This is a genomic window from Floridaenema evergladense BLCC-F167 (assembly GCF_041929205.2).
GTDB classification, from domain to species: Bacteria; Cyanobacteriota; Cyanobacteriia; order Cyanobacteriales; family Aerosakkonemataceae; genus Floridanema; species Floridanema evergladense.
Genome location: NZ_CM171625.1, coordinates 3,525,664 through 3,540,665, shown reverse-complemented (window position 1 = coordinate 3,540,665; position 15,002 = coordinate 3,525,664). Strand labels below are relative to the sequence as shown.

Below are 15,002 nucleotides of genomic sequence, written 5' to 3'. Positions count from 1 at the left end.
GGGAAAAAGTTACTATTTATACTTTCCCAATTACCCATTACCTGTTAGTAATTAGTCATTATCAAAGGACAATAGAATTCATGCAAGAACTTATTGCAACTGGGGTTTCTCGTCAGCATCAAAACTTTAAAGAAGTAATGCAAAGTTATTACCAATTGACGAAACCTCGGATTATTCCACTACTACTTATTACCACATCAGCTAGTATGTGGATGGCATCAAATGGCAGAGTCGATCCCTTTTTGTTAATAGTAACTTTATTGGGTGGAACTCTGGCAGCAGCATCAGCCCAAACCTTAAATTGCATTTACGATCGCGACATTGATTATACAATGGAACGCACTCGCAAGCGTCCAATTCCTTCGGGAAAAGTTCAAACTCGCCACGCACTTATTTTTGCGATCGTCCTTGGGGTTTTATCCTTCAGTTTGCTAACAGTTTTCGCCAATTTATTAGCCGCTTTGTTAGCAATGTCCGGCATAGTTTTCTACATGGGAGTTTACACCCATTTACTCAAACGTCATACTACCCAAAATATCGTTATTGGTGGTGCAGCTGGCGCAATTCCCGCTTTAGTTGGATGGGCAGCGGTAACGGGTGATTTAAGTTGGTCAGCGTGGATGTTATTCGCCATAGTTTTCCTGTGGACACCCCCACATTTTTGGGCATTAGCATTAATGATTCGGGAAGATTACGCCAAAGTTGGCATTCCCATGTTACCCGTAATTGTAGGAGAAGAAGAGACAACCAGGCAAATTTGGGTTTACACTTTAATCATGGTCGGATCGACATTTCTGCTAATTTATCCTTTGGGAAATGTGGGGATAGTTTATGGTGCGATCGCAACTATTTTAGGATGGAAATTCATTCAAAAATCTTGGCAATTATTACACAATCCCAGTGATATTCCCTTAGCGCGATCGACCTTCAAATATTCCATCATCTACATGATGTTGTTGTGTTTAGGAATTGTCGTTGACACCTTACCTGAAACTCATTCCTTAACCGCAATTTTGGTAGAGAATCTGCAAACCATAATCAGCGCCATCCCAATTTCCTAACTATTTGTAGGGTGCGTTACGCTTTCGCTAACGCACCACTTTTTCTAGCAACTGAAAACCTTGTAGAGACGTTATATATTTTGGAGATGTCTAATAGTAACTGACTTAGGCAAAAAAAACGAGAATAATTACAAAACGTTCCTTAAAGCTATCTACCAAAAGAAGTAATTTAAATAATAACTTGCGACAAAAGAATCTCCATCTAGAGAACGGTTTACTCAGGTGTCAGATCAAGTACAAGTAAGATATTAAAACTCATGGAGTTGTGTTCTATGAAACTGAATTATTTTACAAAAGTAGCACGGAAAATCGCTACAGTTCTGTTTTGTGTGTGTGCGATCGCCTTCACTTGGCAAGGTGCATTTTTCAGCAACAACGCCGCTGTAGCCGCACCCCAAACAAACTTGATTGCAGTAGCAGATAATCCCAGTGAATTTGCTGAAGCACATAAGGATTTTGTCAGAGATGCAGCTGACAAAGTTAAGAAAACAGCCAACGAAAATGCTAGAAAAGTTGATGACGCAACAGACAGTGGTAATTTCGTTGAGCGCAAAGCCAAGAGAGATCGTAATCGCATCGAACGAACAGCTGACGAACACGCAGCTAAAACTGAAGAAGCGATCGACAAATCAACCAACGTTTTTGAACGCACAGTTGAAGGTATCAAGGATACTTTTAGCAAGTAGAAACCAGTAGTTAAAAAGCTCAATAAACCTATCTCAAAATTAGAGTCGCCATTCATCCTCACCTAGTTTATAGCTAAGGATGAATGGCGACATTTTATTAAACATTAACCTCTGCAACGATCGCCTCTGCTGGTAAGTCGATCGCATCATGTTGTAAATAAAGTTCAATAGCTTCACGAATATTTTCTAAAGCTTCTTGTTGGCTTTCTCCTGCGGAAGTACAACCAGGTAATTCTGGACACCAAACCGCATAATCTCCTGTTTCTGGATCTGGTTCAATGATCACACGCCATTTCATTAGTTTGGTTCCTTAGTGCGATCGCACTCTCTTAAATTCCGATAAACTAGATACTAAATATAATCAAAACACTAACAATGCTAACTAACTATATTCGTGTTGCCATGCAAAAAGCAACTTATGAATTGCTAGAAGATGAAACTTTCTACGGCGAAATTCCTGAATGTCCAGGTGTACTAGCAAATGCTGCTACATTGGAAGCTTGTCGGGAAGAATTGCAAGATGTTTTGGAAGGATGGATTATTTTAGGATTGCGTTTGGGTCATAATTTGCCAGTAATAGATGATATTGACCTGAATAACACCAAAGAGGTTGCCTAATGCCAGTATTTGGGCCAATTAGTCGCCGGGATTTAATTTATTATTTACGACAAGCAGGGTTTGATGGGCCTTACCCTGGTGGCAAACATCAGTATATGGTAAAAGAAGAGTTAAAATTGACAATTCCTAACCCGCATAAGGGAGATATTAGCAGAGGTTTAGTAGCTAAGATTTTACGTCAAGCAAACATCAGTATAGATGAATGGGAGTTACTGTAAATTGGATAGAGTGCGATCGCATCATTTTCAAACACTAACCTCTGCATAAACTTTAGGACTTTTTACTATTAAATGGTAGAAGACTTAAGTTTTGATATGAGAGTAGATATTCTTTTCCTTCTTCCATCTACTCTAATGCTCCATACTGCTCTGGGTAATTGTCCAATTGGAGCAGTCAAAGTGAATGTGAGTTCTTCATAAGGCTTCCAATGACCTTTAACACGCCATCCAACGCGCTCTCCAAAATTTTTCCAATTTTTATTATCTAGATTAGGATTCCCACCCACGCTCTGCCAAATTTGATTTGTCACACTAAATCCAAAGCGCCCGTTGCTATATTTTACCCATAATTGATCTATAGTGTGTAAGTCTACAGATGGAAAAGTTAACAGGTCTTTATCTCTGAGGTAGCGTTCTTTTTCACGACCAGCTATTTTGAGCATGACAATCCAAGTTTCCTGATCAGCTTCTTTCCATTTTCCAGTTGCCAATAAATCTCGTAATTTTGTGTAATCTATACCTACTTCTGAACTTAAGTTATCAGGTTGCGGAGCATTCCCTCTTTCTAGTTCTTTAATGCGCTGCGATACCTCTTGATATTCATTTGTTTTTCCTTGTTTTAAGTATAAATTTGCAGCTTCTTGAAAATCCTCAATAGCTTCCTGATTCTTTCCAAGCCTACAGTAAGCAATACCACGAAATTTGTAAGCTTCAGTATTATCAGGATTAATGCGAATTACCTTATTGAAACAGTCTATTGCTTCTCTGTACTTGCCTCGTTGTCCATTCTCTAGCCCTTGCTTGTAATAAATGTTGCTTTCTAGGTCTTGAAGTACTTCCTGAGCAGATTGATATCGCTCTTTCACAGAATCTTGAATCAATTTATCTAAAACTTGCTCCAATTGATTGCTGACATTATTAGTACTTGGCAAATACTTTTTCCATAACCAACTACGGTTTAGAGCATCATAGAGGTTATCATAAATGTCTGGCAAACAATTAGTTAACAACCTAATACAAGTTACACCCAAACTATATAAATCACTAGCGGGAAAAACTTGACCCCGCATTTGTTCCATCGGCGCATATCCAGGCGTACCAACCATCGTTCCAACTTTAGTTAAAACCGTTCCCGTCGCCTGTTTAGAAACACCAAAATCAATTAACATTAACTTGCCATCTTGACGACGCATAATATTTTCTGGTTTAATATCTCGGTGAATTACGCCTCGTTCATGAACAAACTGCAAAACAGGTAACAATTCATGCAATAATTGGGTAATCTTTTCCTCGCTAAAAGCTCCTTGTTGATGCAATTCTTGTAATAAATTTTGCCCTTGAATAAACTCTTGTACCAAATACAAACGTTTATTATCTTCAAAATAAGCAATCAATCTGGGAATTTGGGGATGTTCGCCTAAATCAAATAATCGTTTGGCTTCTTGTTTAAAAAGTTCTGTTGCTTTTTCTAGTGCTGCTGTTCCTTCAACTTGGGGGACAAATTGTTTAATTACACAAGCATCATTCATTTTATGAGTATCTATAGCCTCATAAGTCCTACCAAATCCCCCTTCGCCCAAAAGTTGCAACACACGAAAGCGATTTATAAATAAAGAATTGAGAGATTGCGAACCGCAACTTTGGCAAAACTTATTACTATCAGGATTGAACGGATTCGAGCAACTGGGATTAGAACAGTAAAGCATATTTAAGAATTAGCTGAGTACGCCTAAACTTATTTTTCCCAGAAACTCCTGAAAATTTGACTTAGGTACGTTGTTGCGCTTCAGCGCTAAAATCTAGCGCTGAAGCGCAACAACGTACCATCTCCCGTCCCCGCTACAATAAAATTAAACATTGTTGCGAATTATTAAATTGGGACAACTATGGCTCCCGCAGTGATTATCCAAAATCTCCAAAAAAGCTACGGCAACACCAAAGCCGTGAAGGATGTATCCTTTCAAGTAGAACCGGGAGAAATCTTTGGTCTTTTGGGGCCAAACGGTGCAGGCAAAACTACTACAATTAGATGTCTCTGTACCTTGGCGATGCCAGATGCAGGCAAAATCGAGGTTTCGGGCATTTCCGTAATTAACAACCCTAAGCTGGCGCGTCAACGTATCGGTTATGTCGCCCAAGAAGTCGCTCTCGACAAGATTCTCACGGGAAGAGAACTGCTGCAACTGCAAGCCGCTCTCTACCATTTACCGGGTAAGTTCGCCAAAGAACGGATCGACGCAATGATCGATACTTTGGGTTTGCAGGAATACGCTGATAAAAAATCTGGCACCTATTCCGGTGGTATCCGCAAGCGGTTAGACTTGGCAGCAGGGTTATTGCACAAACCGGATCTTTTGGTTTTGGACGAACCAACGGTAGGATTAGATATCGAAAGTCGGGTGGTAATGTGGGATATTCTGCGTCAGTTGCGCGATGCGGGAACTACAGTTTTACTCACTAGCCACTATTTGGAAGAGGTTGATGCTTTAGCCGATCGCGTCGCTATCATCGATAAAGGTGTGGTCATCGCTTCCGGTACTCCTTCCCAGTTGAAGGATCGCGTGGGTGGCGATCGCGTTACTCTCCGCATCCGCGAGTTTTCCCCAATGGAAGAAGCCGAAAAAGCTAAAGATATGTTGAAATCTCTGCCTTTTGTGCAAGAGGTGATTATTAATAACGCTCAGGGTAATTCCTTGAATTTGGTGGTAACTCCGCAAAATGATGCTTTAATTGTGATTCAGCAAGCTTTACAAGCGGCAGGTTTACCTACTTTTGGTATTGCTCAATCTCGCCCTAGTTTGGATGATGTTTATCTGGCGGCTACTGGTAAAACTTTGATGGATGCTGAGTTGGCGGCTGTCAGTAGTCGAGATTTGAAGGCTGAGAAAAAGCAAAGTATGAAATAAGATTTTTTTTTGAACCGCAGAGACGCAGAGGACACAGAGAGAAAAAAGAGGAAGAAAATGAGTAGTACTTTAAGTCCAAAGTCTAATGTTAGTTTTGAGTCGGGTCAGGTTTCTGAGGTAGGTTCTTCTGGGTTTTTGGGAGAGTTTGTTCAGGAAACTTTGGCTTTGACTCGTCGGTTGTTTATTCAGCTGCAAAGGCGACCTTCTACTTTGATTGCTGGGGTGATTCAACCTCTGATTTGGTTGATTTTGTTTGGGGCTTTGTTTCAAAATGCTCCCAAAGGTTTGTTTGGTAATGATACTAATTACGGTCAATTTTTGGCGGCAGGTGTGATTGTTTTTACTGCTTTTAGTGGGGCGCTAAATGCAGGTTTGCCTGTGATGTTCGATCGCGAATTTGGCTTTTTGAACCGTTTGTTAGTTGCGCCTTTGGCTAGTCGGTATTCGATCGTTCTCGCTTCCGCAATCTTTATCATTACTCTTAGTGCTGTTCAGACGATCGCCATCATTGCCACTAGCGCTTTTTTAGGTGCAGGTTTACCTGATATCCTGGATTTAAGCGTCATTGCAGCAATCATTCTTTTGTTAGTATTGGGTGTCACTGCTTTAAGTTTGGGTTTGGCTTTCGCTTTACCCGGACACATTGAATTAATTGCCGTGATTTTTGTTACTAACTTACCTTTATTGTTTGCTAGTACCGCTTTGGCTCCTCTCTCTTTTATGCCAAAATGGTTGCAGTTTATCTCCTCTCTCAATCCCCTAAGTTTTGCTATTGAACCCATTCGTTATCTTTACTTGCACAGCGATTGGAGTCTTGGTAGTGTGGTGATGCAAGCTCCTTGGGGTAATGTATCATTAGGTGGTACGCTCCTAATACTTTTACTACTTGATGTAGTAGCATTCTTGAGCATTCAGCCATTGTTACGCCGGAGATTTGCTTAAACTAATTTATTAAATAGTGAGGAGGAAAATTACAATGCAATTTCAGTCTCTCACCAAAATAGCTTTCGGTTTATTAGCAGGAACAAGTTTCTCAATTTCGCTATTGCCAGAAGCAACTTTGGCTCAAACTTTGAATACCGATCCTAGTCAAGACTTTCAAAGACAAGGAGATGCAATTAACGGTGGAACAGGTCAAACTTTCGACCCTCTTAATTTAATCCATAACAATAATTTGCGTCCTAGTCAATCGATCGAAGAATTCAATCAGGAACAAAAGCAAAATGTCGATGAAGCTGCTACTCAGTTCCGCGCTATACAACGCCAACGTTTGCAAATTCCTGACAGATTGATCGATCGCTTAAACTCCAACAGTCCCACTGAAAACACAACTACTACACAGTGAACCACAAAGATCCCCGACTTCTTGAAGAAGTCGGGGATCTCGCACTAGAAAAATTACTACAAACCTAATGCTGCTAAAATATCTTGAGCATGAGTCTCAGTTTTTACAGAAGCGTCAACATGAATGATTTTGCCATCGGGACTAATTACATAACTAACTCGCTTGGCATAACCACCACCATCAACATCGTAAGCTTGAATTAGCTCTTTATTAGTGTCAGCTAAAAGGGGAAAATTTAAATTGTATTTCTGTGTAAATGCTTGGTGCGAAGCTTCATCATCTGCGCTGACTCCTAATACAACCACATCTTTGCTTTGGTAATCTTCTTGAGCATCACGAAAACTACAAGCTTGTTTGGTACAGCCAGGAGTATCGTCTTTGGGATAAAAATATAACACCACTGTTTTACCTGCTAAGTCAGATAGCGAAACAGTATTACCATTGGTGTCTTTGGCTGTAAATGCTGGTGCATCCGTACCGACTGCTAAAGTCATGATTTCAGCTTCCTTTTGAGTAATCAATTGTTTCTCAATCTGGATTTTACATTATTTTACATTTCCCATGAGCAGGAAATTTTGTAGTCCCGGTCACTGCTTTAGACAAAAAAGACTTATGATAATAAATAAACCTTGAGTGTTCGATCCTCAATTCCTTTCTTATCAATGAACTTGGTAAAACAAACAGCAACTAATTCCCTTTCCTATTCCCAAAAAACCATCGAACGTGCAGAGCGATCGCTCCGTGTATCCCCGTTCCGAATGCTATTATTCACCATCATGCGATCGCGAAGCGTAGACTTTCAAGAAATTGCTGGTGTTAATGGCAGCAAAAATCAATTTACCAAACGCCAACTCTCAGAATTAATTACAGATAACTCTTTGTTGTGGCTGATTCAAGTCGGAGTTTTACGTCGCGAAGTCGATGGACAAGGCATTACTAATAGCTTTCGTCTCACACCTCTAGGACATGAAATCATTGGTAAATTGTCTAGTCAAGGTGTCGAAATACCTCCAGCTTCTTGGCGCGATCGAATCTATCAGTTTTTAACTAAATGGTTAAGATTGCCCCTTTAGATAACAAAAAGTTTTTAATTAAACCCTCTCCTAATTTACGGTGCCAAGAAAACTTAATTAATTTCTGAAACACTTAACTAACATATTAAAAAATTCCAGTCCCCAATCGTAGGGGCAATTCATGAATTGCCCCAATCCCCAATCCCCAGTCCCCAATCCCCAATCCCCAAAAATTATGAAAGCAATTATGGTTGTGGGTACTACCTCCCACGCAGGAAAATCACTCATCACCGCTGCACTCTGTCGCATCCTCTCCAAGCGAGGTTGGCGTTTAGCACCCTTCAAAGGTCAAAATATGGCTCTCAACGCCTACGTCACCACTAATGGGGGAGAAATCGGACACGCACAAGCAGTCCAAGCTTGGGCAGCTGGCATTACTCCCGCTGTGGAAATGAATCCCATTTTACTCAAGCCCCAAGGCGATATGACCTCACAGGTAATTATTAAAGGCAGACCTGTAGGCAGAGCCACAGCTTTAGAATATTATGAACAATATTTTCAACCAGGTTGGCAAGCAATTACTGACTCTTTACAAGCTTTAAGCGCAGAATACGATTTAGTAATTTGTGAAGGTGCGGGAAGTCCGGCAGAAATTAATTTGAAACATCGCGATTTAACTAATATGCGGGTAGCTCGTCACTTGAATGCTAATACAATTTTAGTTGTGGATATCGATCGCGGTGGAGCTTTCGCTCACATAATTGGAACATTACAATTATTAGACCCAGAAGAACGAGCTTTAATTAAAGGCATAGTTATCAACAAATTTCGCGGACAACGCAGCCTTTTACAACCAGGAATAGAATGGTTAGAAAAATATACAGGCATTCCGGTTATTGGTGTAATTCCTTGGATCGAACATGATTTTCCCGCAGAAGATTCTTTAGATTTATTTGAACGTCCTACCAAAAAAACTAAAGGTGATATTACAATTGCCGTAATTCGTCTGCCGAGAATTTCTAACTTTACTGATTTCGATCCTTTAGAAGCAGAATCTACAGTTAATCTCAGATACGTCAGTCCAAAGCAAGATTTAGGTCATCCTGATGCGGTAATTATTCCTGGTACAAAAGCCACGATCGCAGACTATACCATTCTGCAACAAACAGGAATGGCAGAAGCAATTAAAGAATATGTCGCTTCCGGTGGTACAGTGTTGGGAATTTGCGGTGGTTATCAAATGTTAGGAAAAATTATTGCCGATCCTGAAGGACTTGAAGGTAACGATTCTCAACGTTGTGAAGCTTTGGGATTATTACCTTTAACCACTTTAATTACTCCCCAAAAAGTTGTCCGTCAACGGCAAGTTACATCTAATTATCCTCAAGTCGGTTTACCGATTTCTGGTTACGAAATACATCAAGGTCGCTCTCGTCAACTGGAAAGTCAAGGTATAAAACCTTTATTTGATGACCCTTATTTGGGTATGGTTGACTCTACAGAATCGGTTTTAGGAACTTATCTACATGGGATTTTTGATAATGGCCCTTGGCGGCGTGCTTGGTTAAATTTATTGCGCCAACAACGGGGTTTGCATTCCTTACCTACCGGAATTTCTAATTACCGAGAACAAAGAGAAGCTGTGCTAGATGCGATCGCCGATGTAGTCCAAAGTAATCTTGATTTAAAACCCATTCTACCCAATTAATTAACACCAACAAATAACCAATGACCAAAATTCGTTTCCTCCCCGATAATATCACCGTAGAAGCTGAAGTAGGAGAACCCTTACTAAAAGTAGCAAACCGTGCTGGAGTAATGATTCCCACAGGTTGTTTAATGGGTTCCTGTCACGCCTGCGAAGTCGAATTAGAAGATGGTAATTGTATTCGTGCTTGCATCACCGCAGTTCCCCCAGGAAAGGAAGAATTAATAATTAACTTATTTGTCGATCCCGCTTGGTAATATCTAATTTTGCTCTGAGTTTAATCGAGTAAAAATAAAATAGTGCATAGCTATAATTAAAGAGCCGCTTTTACCGAATGGAATAGAGGTAGAACCTCCCACACCTCTTTCCCAGGTTCAACCTGTGAACGAGAAACTCCAGGCTCCGCCTCGTGGTACAAAATTTCAAATCTGGCAGCAATGGAGGTAGAACCTCCCATATCTCGTTCCCAGGTTGAACCTGGGAACGAGAAACAGAGGCTCTGCCTCGTGGTACAAAATTTAAGTGTGATACGTAGCTTTAGTCCTAAAACACTCTGTCTTAAGAGAGATTTTTAATTCAGAAAAAATAAGTTTCAATGGTAAGAAAAAGCACATATATCTTTTAAATATGTTGATATAGCTTATTAACTTTGTCGGGTTCTCAAAGATTATTTTCCTCTTAGACTGCTCTTTTATTTTATGCACGACGTTATCATCAACTTATTCGGGTCTGGATCGTTCATTCCTCATGGTCACTGTTATCTTTGGAAACCGAGTTTAGTTTGGTTGCATTTGATTTCCGATGCCATTATTGCGTTTGCTTACTATTCCATTCCCTTGACGTTATTTTATTTCGTTCGCAAGCGACAAGATTTACCTTTTCACTGGATATTTTTGTTATTTGCCGCTTTCATTATTTCCTGTGGTACAACCCATATTGCCGAAATTTGGACGCTTTGGTATCCTACCTACTGGTTATCTGGGGCGATTAAGGCGGGAACTGCTATAGTCTCAATGTATACAGCTTTAGAGCTTGTGCCTCTGGTGCCAAAAGCGTTAGCATTGCCCAGTCCTGCTCAAATGGAGCAAGCGAATCAGGCATTACAGGCACAAATCAAGGAAAGTCAGCGAATTGAAGCTGAATTAAGGCATTTTCAAAACGATTTGGAAGCAAGAGTTCAGTTACGGACGATCGAACTGCTAGAACTCAATCAGCAACTACAACAGGAGATTGAGGAACGTCACTGTGCAGAAGCAGCCCTACAAGAACAAAGGTTTTTGTTGGAAACAATTCTGAAATATACTGCTGATGCGATAATTGTCTGCGACGCTGAAGGAAAATTAACTTTTGCTAATCCCCAAGCTAGACGACTGGCACAACAAGACCCAAACGGTACTATTCTTGATTTCGATCTGCTGAACTGGGGAACGGCTTATGATACAGATGGAAATTTGATTCTTTTAGAAGATTATGCCATTTCCAAAGCCCTCAAGGGAGAGGAAAGTTATGCGATCGAGTCACGCATGGTTAGAAACGATGGCAGCTACTATGATATTTTAGTGAGCGCTGCACCCTTACTCAACAACGGACAAATTGTGGGGGCGGTAGCGAGTTTCATTAACATTAGCGATCGCAAACGTGCCGAAGAAGCTTTGCGTACTAGTGAAGAACGTCTCCGCTTGGCTTTGATGGCAGCAAATCAAGGGCTTTATGACTTGAATGTGCAAACGGGTGATGCGATCGTTTCTCCAGAATATGCTCTGATGTTAGGCTATGAACCGGAAGAGTTTCAGGAAACAAATGCTTTTTGGCGCGATCGTCTACATCCCGATGATGTAGCTTTGGTTTATCAAGTCTACCAAGATTACATTGCAGGTAAGTGCGATACATACCGAGTAGAATTCAGACAGCAAACTAAATTAAACGATTGGAAATGGATTCTTTCGGTTGGTAGGATTGTCTCTTGGGATAGTGAAGATAAACCGCTGCGGATGTTGGGAACTCATACCGATATTACCGATCGCAAACAAGCAGAAGCGGAACGGGAACAACTATTGGCGCGAGAAAAAGTAGCTAGGGAACAAGCAGAAGCCGCAAACCGAATTAAAGATGAGTTTTTAGCAGTATTGTCTCATGAATTGCGATCGCCTCTCAATCCCATTCTCGGTTGGGCAAAACTTCTGCAATCACGTAGTTTCGACGAGCAAAAGACTATGGCAGCTTTAGCAACTATTGAACGCAATGCCAAGTTACAAACTCAACTAATTGACGATTTGCTCGATGTTTCCCGTATTTTGCAAGGTAAGTTGGGGTTGTATCCCAATCCAGTTCAGCTAGTTAACATTGTGGAAGCTGCGATCGAAACTGTCAGACTCGCCGCTCAAGCAAAGGGGATTCAGATTTACACCATTTTCGCTCCTAGTGTCGGACAAGTGATAGGTGATTCTGCCCGTTTGCAACAGGTACTTTGGAACTTGCTTTCCAATGCTGTAAAATTTACGCCTTCTGGAGGAAAGGTAGAAATTGAGTTAAAACAAATCGATAATTACGCTCAAATTCAAGTCAGAGATACAGGTAAAGGCATCGATCCACAGTTTTTACCTTACGTATTTGAGTATTTCCGGCAAGAAGATGGTACCACAACGCGCCGATTTGGGGGTTTAGGATTGGGGTTGGCGATCGTCCATCATCTAGTTGAATTACATGGGGGAACCGTTCAAGCCGAAAGTCCAGGTCAAGGGTTAGGAGCTACTTTTACGATTAATTTACCATTAATGCCCGTTCCCTCTGCAACTTTACAGGATAATCCACAAAATCCCCAAATTACTTGTCTGTCTCAATTAAAAATTTTGGTTGTGGATGACGAGCCAGATATCAAAGACATTGTATCGTTCATTTTAGAGCAAGCGGGAGCATCTGTAAGAACTGCTCAAACAGCAGTGGAAGCTCTCTTGCAAATCGAGCAATCTTTACCAGATATTTTAGTCTGCGATATTGGAATGCCAGACATAGATGGTTATATGCTCATGCGCCAGATCAGAGAATTGCCACCAGAACGCGGGGGACAAATTTCCGCAATTGCTCTGACTGCTTATGCTAGAGAAGTCGATCGACAACAAGCTTTAACCGCAGGATTTCAACAGCATATCTCAAAACCCGTTGAACCTGAAGTTTTGGTGAGTGCGATCGCCTCACTCATCACAAAAAAAAGTACTTAAGGTTACAAATACTAAGGATGGCTAGGATCGAAGCTCTTGTTAACTACTCAAATTAGGAGGTGGCTCGAATAAAGTTATGGAATCAGTAGTCAGAAATGCGTCAGTTAAATCATCCATATTTAAAAATGAAATAGCCTCATTAATATTGGGAAATTCATATCTTTTTACTTCTCCTAGATTGGAATGGATCTCCATAGAAATTTTATCAACTTCTCTAGTTATAGAATTATCCAAAATATGCAAAACGCTTTCTGACAAATTATTTCTTATCGGAGCAATCATTTCTTCCCCGATTATAGTTTTCTCCTCTAAACTCAATTGTTGATATTTAAACCAAGCTTGAGAAGCTACATTTCTATCTTTTTCTCGCCAATTAAATTCAATATGGTGTTTATTTAGTAGTTCGCAAATTAATGAAAAACTAATCATAAAGACATTAATATCATAACTGCTCATCATAGCCAAAGAAGTTCTTGTCCAGTTTCCTGCTAATACAGCAATTGAACTTCTGATACTAGAATATCTTCTTCTTAAGGCGGAATGAGCATTACAAATCCAACTGCCTTTATCACGATTATGCTTAGTATAGCGAAGATATTTTGATTCAAATAAAATAATAGGCTGCATTGCTTGATTAGCAATAACAGCATCAATTTTATACTCTGTACCAAATCGATCGTACATAACTAATATTTTTCTTTGCTTTCCTTGCTTTGTTGTTCCTACTCCTTTACTAATGAAGTGATATCCTTCCTGTTCTACAATCTCTTTGAGGAAATTATTTAGGGCTTTTTCTAGCTCAGAGCCAATTGCTTCACCTAAAGCACTACCGGGGTTTTGTACCTCCTCTGGATCATTCATCACTTTTCACTCTTTAGTTAAAGTAACAATCGATTCTCTTAATTTTTCAGTATGTCGTTGAGGATTTTTTTTCCACTTCTCACCTCTTGTCCTTAAAACATCAATTTTGTAGCTGGAAAAGCCTACCGCAATTCCTAATTCTCCGATCAATTCATCTGTTGGTAAATAAACTCCATAAGGTGCAGAATCTCCTAATACAAAAATAGCTTTCTTCCCCAGTTTTAAAACTCGATAGCAATCTTGCAAGACTTCAAATATATCATTAAAATAGCCAGCTACAACCAAATCATAATTTTTTTTCCCTCCTTTAGTTAACCTAATTTTTCCTAAGTCTTCTATGGCTGAATCAAGGATATTATAGATTTTAGGTGCATAGCATTGTAGTTTTTGGGAAAGAATATATCGAGTATCACCCCTCAATGTTTGTGTGGTAGCCGAAGTCATTAGTTTTTTTCTCACTTTTTGAGTAATATCTGCCCAATTTTTTGCATAACCAAAAAAATACATTTCTAAACGAGTTCTATCTGCATAATCATAATTATTTAAATATGGAGGAGATGTAAATATGTGATCTACGCTATTATCCTCAATATATTCTTTGGTGTTTCTCGAATCTATATTAAACAAATTATGTTTAGCTAAAAAATAGCTTTCTTCAGCTTCTCTAATCACTAGTTCTATATCTTTTACCATTTTGAACGTAACAATCTGAAATTCTGAAAATACATCTTTGGTTGAAGATTTTATTTTGGTTTTATTAGGAGCAATATAAGGCCAGCCTGTCGCAGCAGTAGAAACTTCTCTCAGCAAATAAGTTAAAGATACCATCAAAAATTGTTTCATTTCCTGGCTTATATCGGAACCAAACAAGCTATCTCGAATTAACAATAACTTAAATAAATTTTCTGATTCATAACATTTTAAAACTAATTCTGGAAAGATATCTTCTAAAACAACTTTCCCATTCAATTGATTTTGAGTTTCATCAATTAGAGCAAAAAGTTTTTTAATTGCTGTCGAAACATCTGAGAGCTTAATATCCCAATTTAATTTAGTTTGTGCTATTTTAAAAACAAAAGGATGAGCATCACAGCCATAAGAACTAATGCCTAATTTCTTAGCTACAACATTAGTTGTACCCGATCCCATGAAAGGATCATATATAAATTCTAATGGCTTAATTTCATATTGTGTAATACTGGATTCAACAGCTTTATAAGAAAATCCAGCTGGATAAGTAAACCAACTATGAATAGGAGCTTTTAAGCTATCTTTAAATGTTCCCCAATCACATATATCAATAGACTCATTTTCAAGTTCCTCTCCCTCTTCAGGAAATAATGAAAGTTGTTTCATATTTTTTATTCA

Annotated in this window: 16 protein-coding genes; 11 read left to right on the top strand and 5 right to left on the bottom strand. The window is 39.4% G+C overall.

All coding sequences use genetic code 11. The annotated features are described in order from the left end of the window. Positions 1 to 80 precede the first annotated feature (80 nt). The gene (locus ACE1CA_RS17225) at positions 81 to 1,061 is read left to right on the top strand and encodes a heme o synthase (RefSeq protein ID WP_413275918.1); all 981 of its coding nucleotides are present in this window, start codon (positions 81 to 83) and stop codon (positions 1,059 to 1,061) included. A gap of 272 nt (positions 1,062 to 1,333) precedes the next feature. Then, positions 1,334 to 1,747, top strand: a complete 414-nt coding sequence (locus tag ACE1CA_RS17220; RefSeq protein ID WP_413275919.1) for a hypothetical protein — start codon at positions 1,334 to 1,336, stop codon at positions 1,745 to 1,747. 97 nt (positions 1,748 to 1,844) lie between these two features. Here ACE1CA_RS17220 and ACE1CA_RS17215 read toward each other — a convergent pair whose 3' ends face one another. Beyond that, positions 1,845 to 2,045, bottom strand: coding sequence for a type II toxin-antitoxin system HicB family antitoxin (locus ACE1CA_RS17215; protein WP_413275920.1), 201 nt, complete (start codon positions 2,043 to 2,045; stop codon positions 1,845 to 1,847). 77 nt (positions 2,046 to 2,122) lie between these two features. On the opposite strand from ACE1CA_RS17215, the gene ACE1CA_RS17210 reads away from it, so the two are divergent. Beyond that, positions 2,123 to 2,365, top strand: a complete 243-nt coding sequence (locus ACE1CA_RS17210; protein WP_413275921.1) for a type II toxin-antitoxin system HicB family antitoxin — start codon at positions 2,123 to 2,125, stop codon at positions 2,363 to 2,365. Continuing rightward, positions 2,365 to 2,583 (top strand): type II toxin-antitoxin system HicA family toxin, encoded by a 219-nt coding sequence (locus tag ACE1CA_RS17205; RefSeq protein WP_413272150.1) that lies wholly within the window; start codon positions 2,365 to 2,367, stop codon positions 2,581 to 2,583. The genes ACE1CA_RS17210 and ACE1CA_RS17205 overlap by 1 nt, the downstream gene beginning before the upstream one ends. 68 nt (positions 2,584 to 2,651) lie before the next feature. On the opposite strand, the gene ACE1CA_RS17200 is transcribed toward ACE1CA_RS17205, so the two are convergent. After that, positions 2,652 to 4,289: a protein kinase domain-containing protein gene (locus ACE1CA_RS17200; protein WP_413275922.1), complete on the bottom strand. Its 1,638-nt coding sequence runs from the start codon at positions 4,287 to 4,289 to the stop codon at positions 2,652 to 2,654. Between the two features lie 180 nt (positions 4,290 to 4,469). Here ACE1CA_RS17200 and ACE1CA_RS17195 point away from each other — a divergent pair, with 180 nt between their 5' ends. The 3 genes from ACE1CA_RS17195 to ACE1CA_RS17185 are packed head-to-tail and all read left to right on the top strand — an operon-like array spanning position 4,470 to position 6,834. Then, on the top strand, positions 4,470 to 5,489 hold the full coding sequence (locus ACE1CA_RS17195; RefSeq protein ID WP_413276043.1) for an ABC transporter ATP-binding protein: 1,020 nt from the start codon (positions 4,470 to 4,472) through the stop codon (positions 5,487 to 5,489). Between the two features lie 57 nt (positions 5,490 to 5,546). After that, on the top strand, positions 5,547 to 6,431 hold the full coding sequence (locus tag ACE1CA_RS17190) for an ABC transporter permease (protein WP_413276042.1): 885 nt from the start codon (positions 5,547 to 5,549) through the stop codon (positions 6,429 to 6,431). 34 nt (positions 6,432 to 6,465) lie between these two features. Then, positions 6,466 to 6,834 carry a hypothetical protein gene (locus tag ACE1CA_RS17185; RefSeq protein ID WP_413276041.1) on the top strand — a complete coding sequence of 123 codons (369 nt, stop codon included), beginning with the start codon at positions 6,466 to 6,468 and terminating at the stop codon, positions 6,832 to 6,834. A 56-nt stretch (positions 6,835 to 6,890) separates the two neighbouring features. Here the strand turns inward: ACE1CA_RS17185 and ACE1CA_RS17180 are convergent, their stop codons facing one another. Further along, entirely contained in the window at positions 6,891 to 7,328 is a 438-nt protein-coding gene (locus tag ACE1CA_RS17180) for a peroxiredoxin (protein WP_413276040.1), read from the bottom strand. A gap of 168 nt (positions 7,329 to 7,496) precedes the next feature. On the opposite strand from ACE1CA_RS17180, the gene ACE1CA_RS17175 reads away from it, so the two are divergent. The 4 genes from ACE1CA_RS17175 to ACE1CA_RS17160 all read left to right on the top strand — a co-directional run bounded on the left by ACE1CA_RS17175 (position 7,497) and on the right by ACE1CA_RS17160 (position 12,773). Continuing rightward, positions 7,497 to 7,907: an Npun_F0494 family protein gene (locus ACE1CA_RS17175; RefSeq protein WP_413276039.1), complete on the top strand. Its 411-nt coding sequence runs from the start codon at positions 7,497 to 7,499 to the stop codon at positions 7,905 to 7,907. Positions 7,908 to 8,082: 175 nt separating this feature from the next. Continuing rightward, positions 8,083 to 9,555 carry a cobyric acid synthase CobQ gene (gene cobQ / locus ACE1CA_RS17170; protein WP_413276038.1) on the top strand — a complete coding sequence of 491 codons (1,473 nt, stop codon included), beginning with the start codon at positions 8,083 to 8,085 and terminating at the stop codon, positions 9,553 to 9,555. A gap of 20 nt (positions 9,556 to 9,575) precedes the next feature. Then, a complete protein-coding gene (locus ACE1CA_RS17165; protein ID WP_413276037.1) occupies positions 9,576 to 9,812 on the top strand; it encodes a 2Fe-2S iron-sulfur cluster-binding protein in 237 nt (78 codons plus the stop codon). Between the two features lie 441 nt (positions 9,813 to 10,253). Continuing rightward, a complete protein-coding gene (locus tag ACE1CA_RS17160; protein ID WP_413276036.1) occupies positions 10,254 to 12,773 on the top strand; it encodes a PAS domain-containing hybrid sensor histidine kinase/response regulator in 2,520 nt (839 codons plus the stop codon). 39 nt (positions 12,774 to 12,812) lie between these two features. Here the strand turns inward: ACE1CA_RS17160 and ACE1CA_RS17155 are convergent, their stop codons facing one another. Together ACE1CA_RS17155 and ACE1CA_RS17150 are read right to left on the bottom strand one after the other, a co-directional pair. Continuing rightward, entirely contained in the window at positions 12,813 to 13,634 is an 822-nt protein-coding gene (locus tag ACE1CA_RS17155; protein WP_413276035.1) for a hypothetical protein, read from the bottom strand. A 6-nt stretch (positions 13,635 to 13,640) separates the two neighbouring features. After that, positions 13,641 to 14,990, bottom strand: a complete 1,350-nt coding sequence (locus ACE1CA_RS17150; protein ID WP_413276034.1) for a DNA methyltransferase — start codon at positions 14,988 to 14,990, stop codon at positions 13,641 to 13,643. Positions 14,991 to 15,002 lie beyond the last annotated feature (12 nt).

What these genes read in the sequence shown, in the direction of transcription:
- ACE1CA_RS17225 (WP_413275918.1), top strand. Translation starts at nt 81, where the DNA reads ATGCAAGAACTTATTGCAACTGGGGTTTCTCGTCAGCATCAAAACTTT.
- ACE1CA_RS17220 (WP_413275919.1), top strand. Translation starts at nt 1,334, where the DNA reads ATGAAACTGAATTATTTTACAAAAGTAGCACGGAAAATCGCTACAGTT.
- ACE1CA_RS17215 (WP_413275920.1), bottom strand. Translation starts at nt 2,045, where the DNA reads ATGAAATGGCGTGTGATCATTGAACCAGATCCAGAAACAGGAGATTAT.
- ACE1CA_RS17210 (WP_413275921.1), top strand. Translation starts at nt 2,123, where the DNA reads ATGCTAACTAACTATATTCGTGTTGCCATGCAAAAAGCAACTTATGAA.
- ACE1CA_RS17205 (WP_413272150.1), top strand. Translation starts at nt 2,365, where the DNA reads ATGCCAGTATTTGGGCCAATTAGTCGCCGGGATTTAATTTATTATTTA.
- ACE1CA_RS17200 (WP_413275922.1), bottom strand. Translation starts at nt 4,289, where the DNA reads ATGCTTTACTGTTCTAATCCCAGTTGCTCGAATCCGTTCAATCCTGAT.
- ACE1CA_RS17195 (WP_413276043.1), top strand. Translation starts at nt 4,470, where the DNA reads ATGGCTCCCGCAGTGATTATCCAAAATCTCCAAAAAAGCTACGGCAAC.
- ACE1CA_RS17190 (WP_413276042.1), top strand. Translation starts at nt 5,547, where the DNA reads ATGAGTAGTACTTTAAGTCCAAAGTCTAATGTTAGTTTTGAGTCGGGT.
- ACE1CA_RS17185 (WP_413276041.1), top strand. Translation starts at nt 6,466, where the DNA reads ATGCAATTTCAGTCTCTCACCAAAATAGCTTTCGGTTTATTAGCAGGA.
- ACE1CA_RS17180 (WP_413276040.1), bottom strand. Translation starts at nt 7,328, where the DNA reads ATGACTTTAGCAGTCGGTACGGATGCACCAGCATTTACAGCCAAAGAC.
- ACE1CA_RS17175 (WP_413276039.1), top strand. Translation starts at nt 7,497, where the DNA reads ATGAACTTGGTAAAACAAACAGCAACTAATTCCCTTTCCTATTCCCAA.
- cobQ (WP_413276038.1), top strand. Translation starts at nt 8,083, where the DNA reads ATGAAAGCAATTATGGTTGTGGGTACTACCTCCCACGCAGGAAAATCA.
- ACE1CA_RS17165 (WP_413276037.1), top strand. Translation starts at nt 9,576, where the DNA reads ATGACCAAAATTCGTTTCCTCCCCGATAATATCACCGTAGAAGCTGAA.
- ACE1CA_RS17160 (WP_413276036.1), top strand. Translation starts at nt 10,254, where the DNA reads ATGCACGACGTTATCATCAACTTATTCGGGTCTGGATCGTTCATTCCT.
- ACE1CA_RS17155 (WP_413276035.1), bottom strand. Translation starts at nt 13,634, where the DNA reads ATGAATGATCCAGAGGAGGTACAAAACCCCGGTAGTGCTTTAGGTGAA.
- ACE1CA_RS17150 (WP_413276034.1), bottom strand. Translation starts at nt 14,990, where the DNA reads ATGAAACAACTTTCATTATTTCCTGAAGAGGGAGAGGAACTTGAAAAT.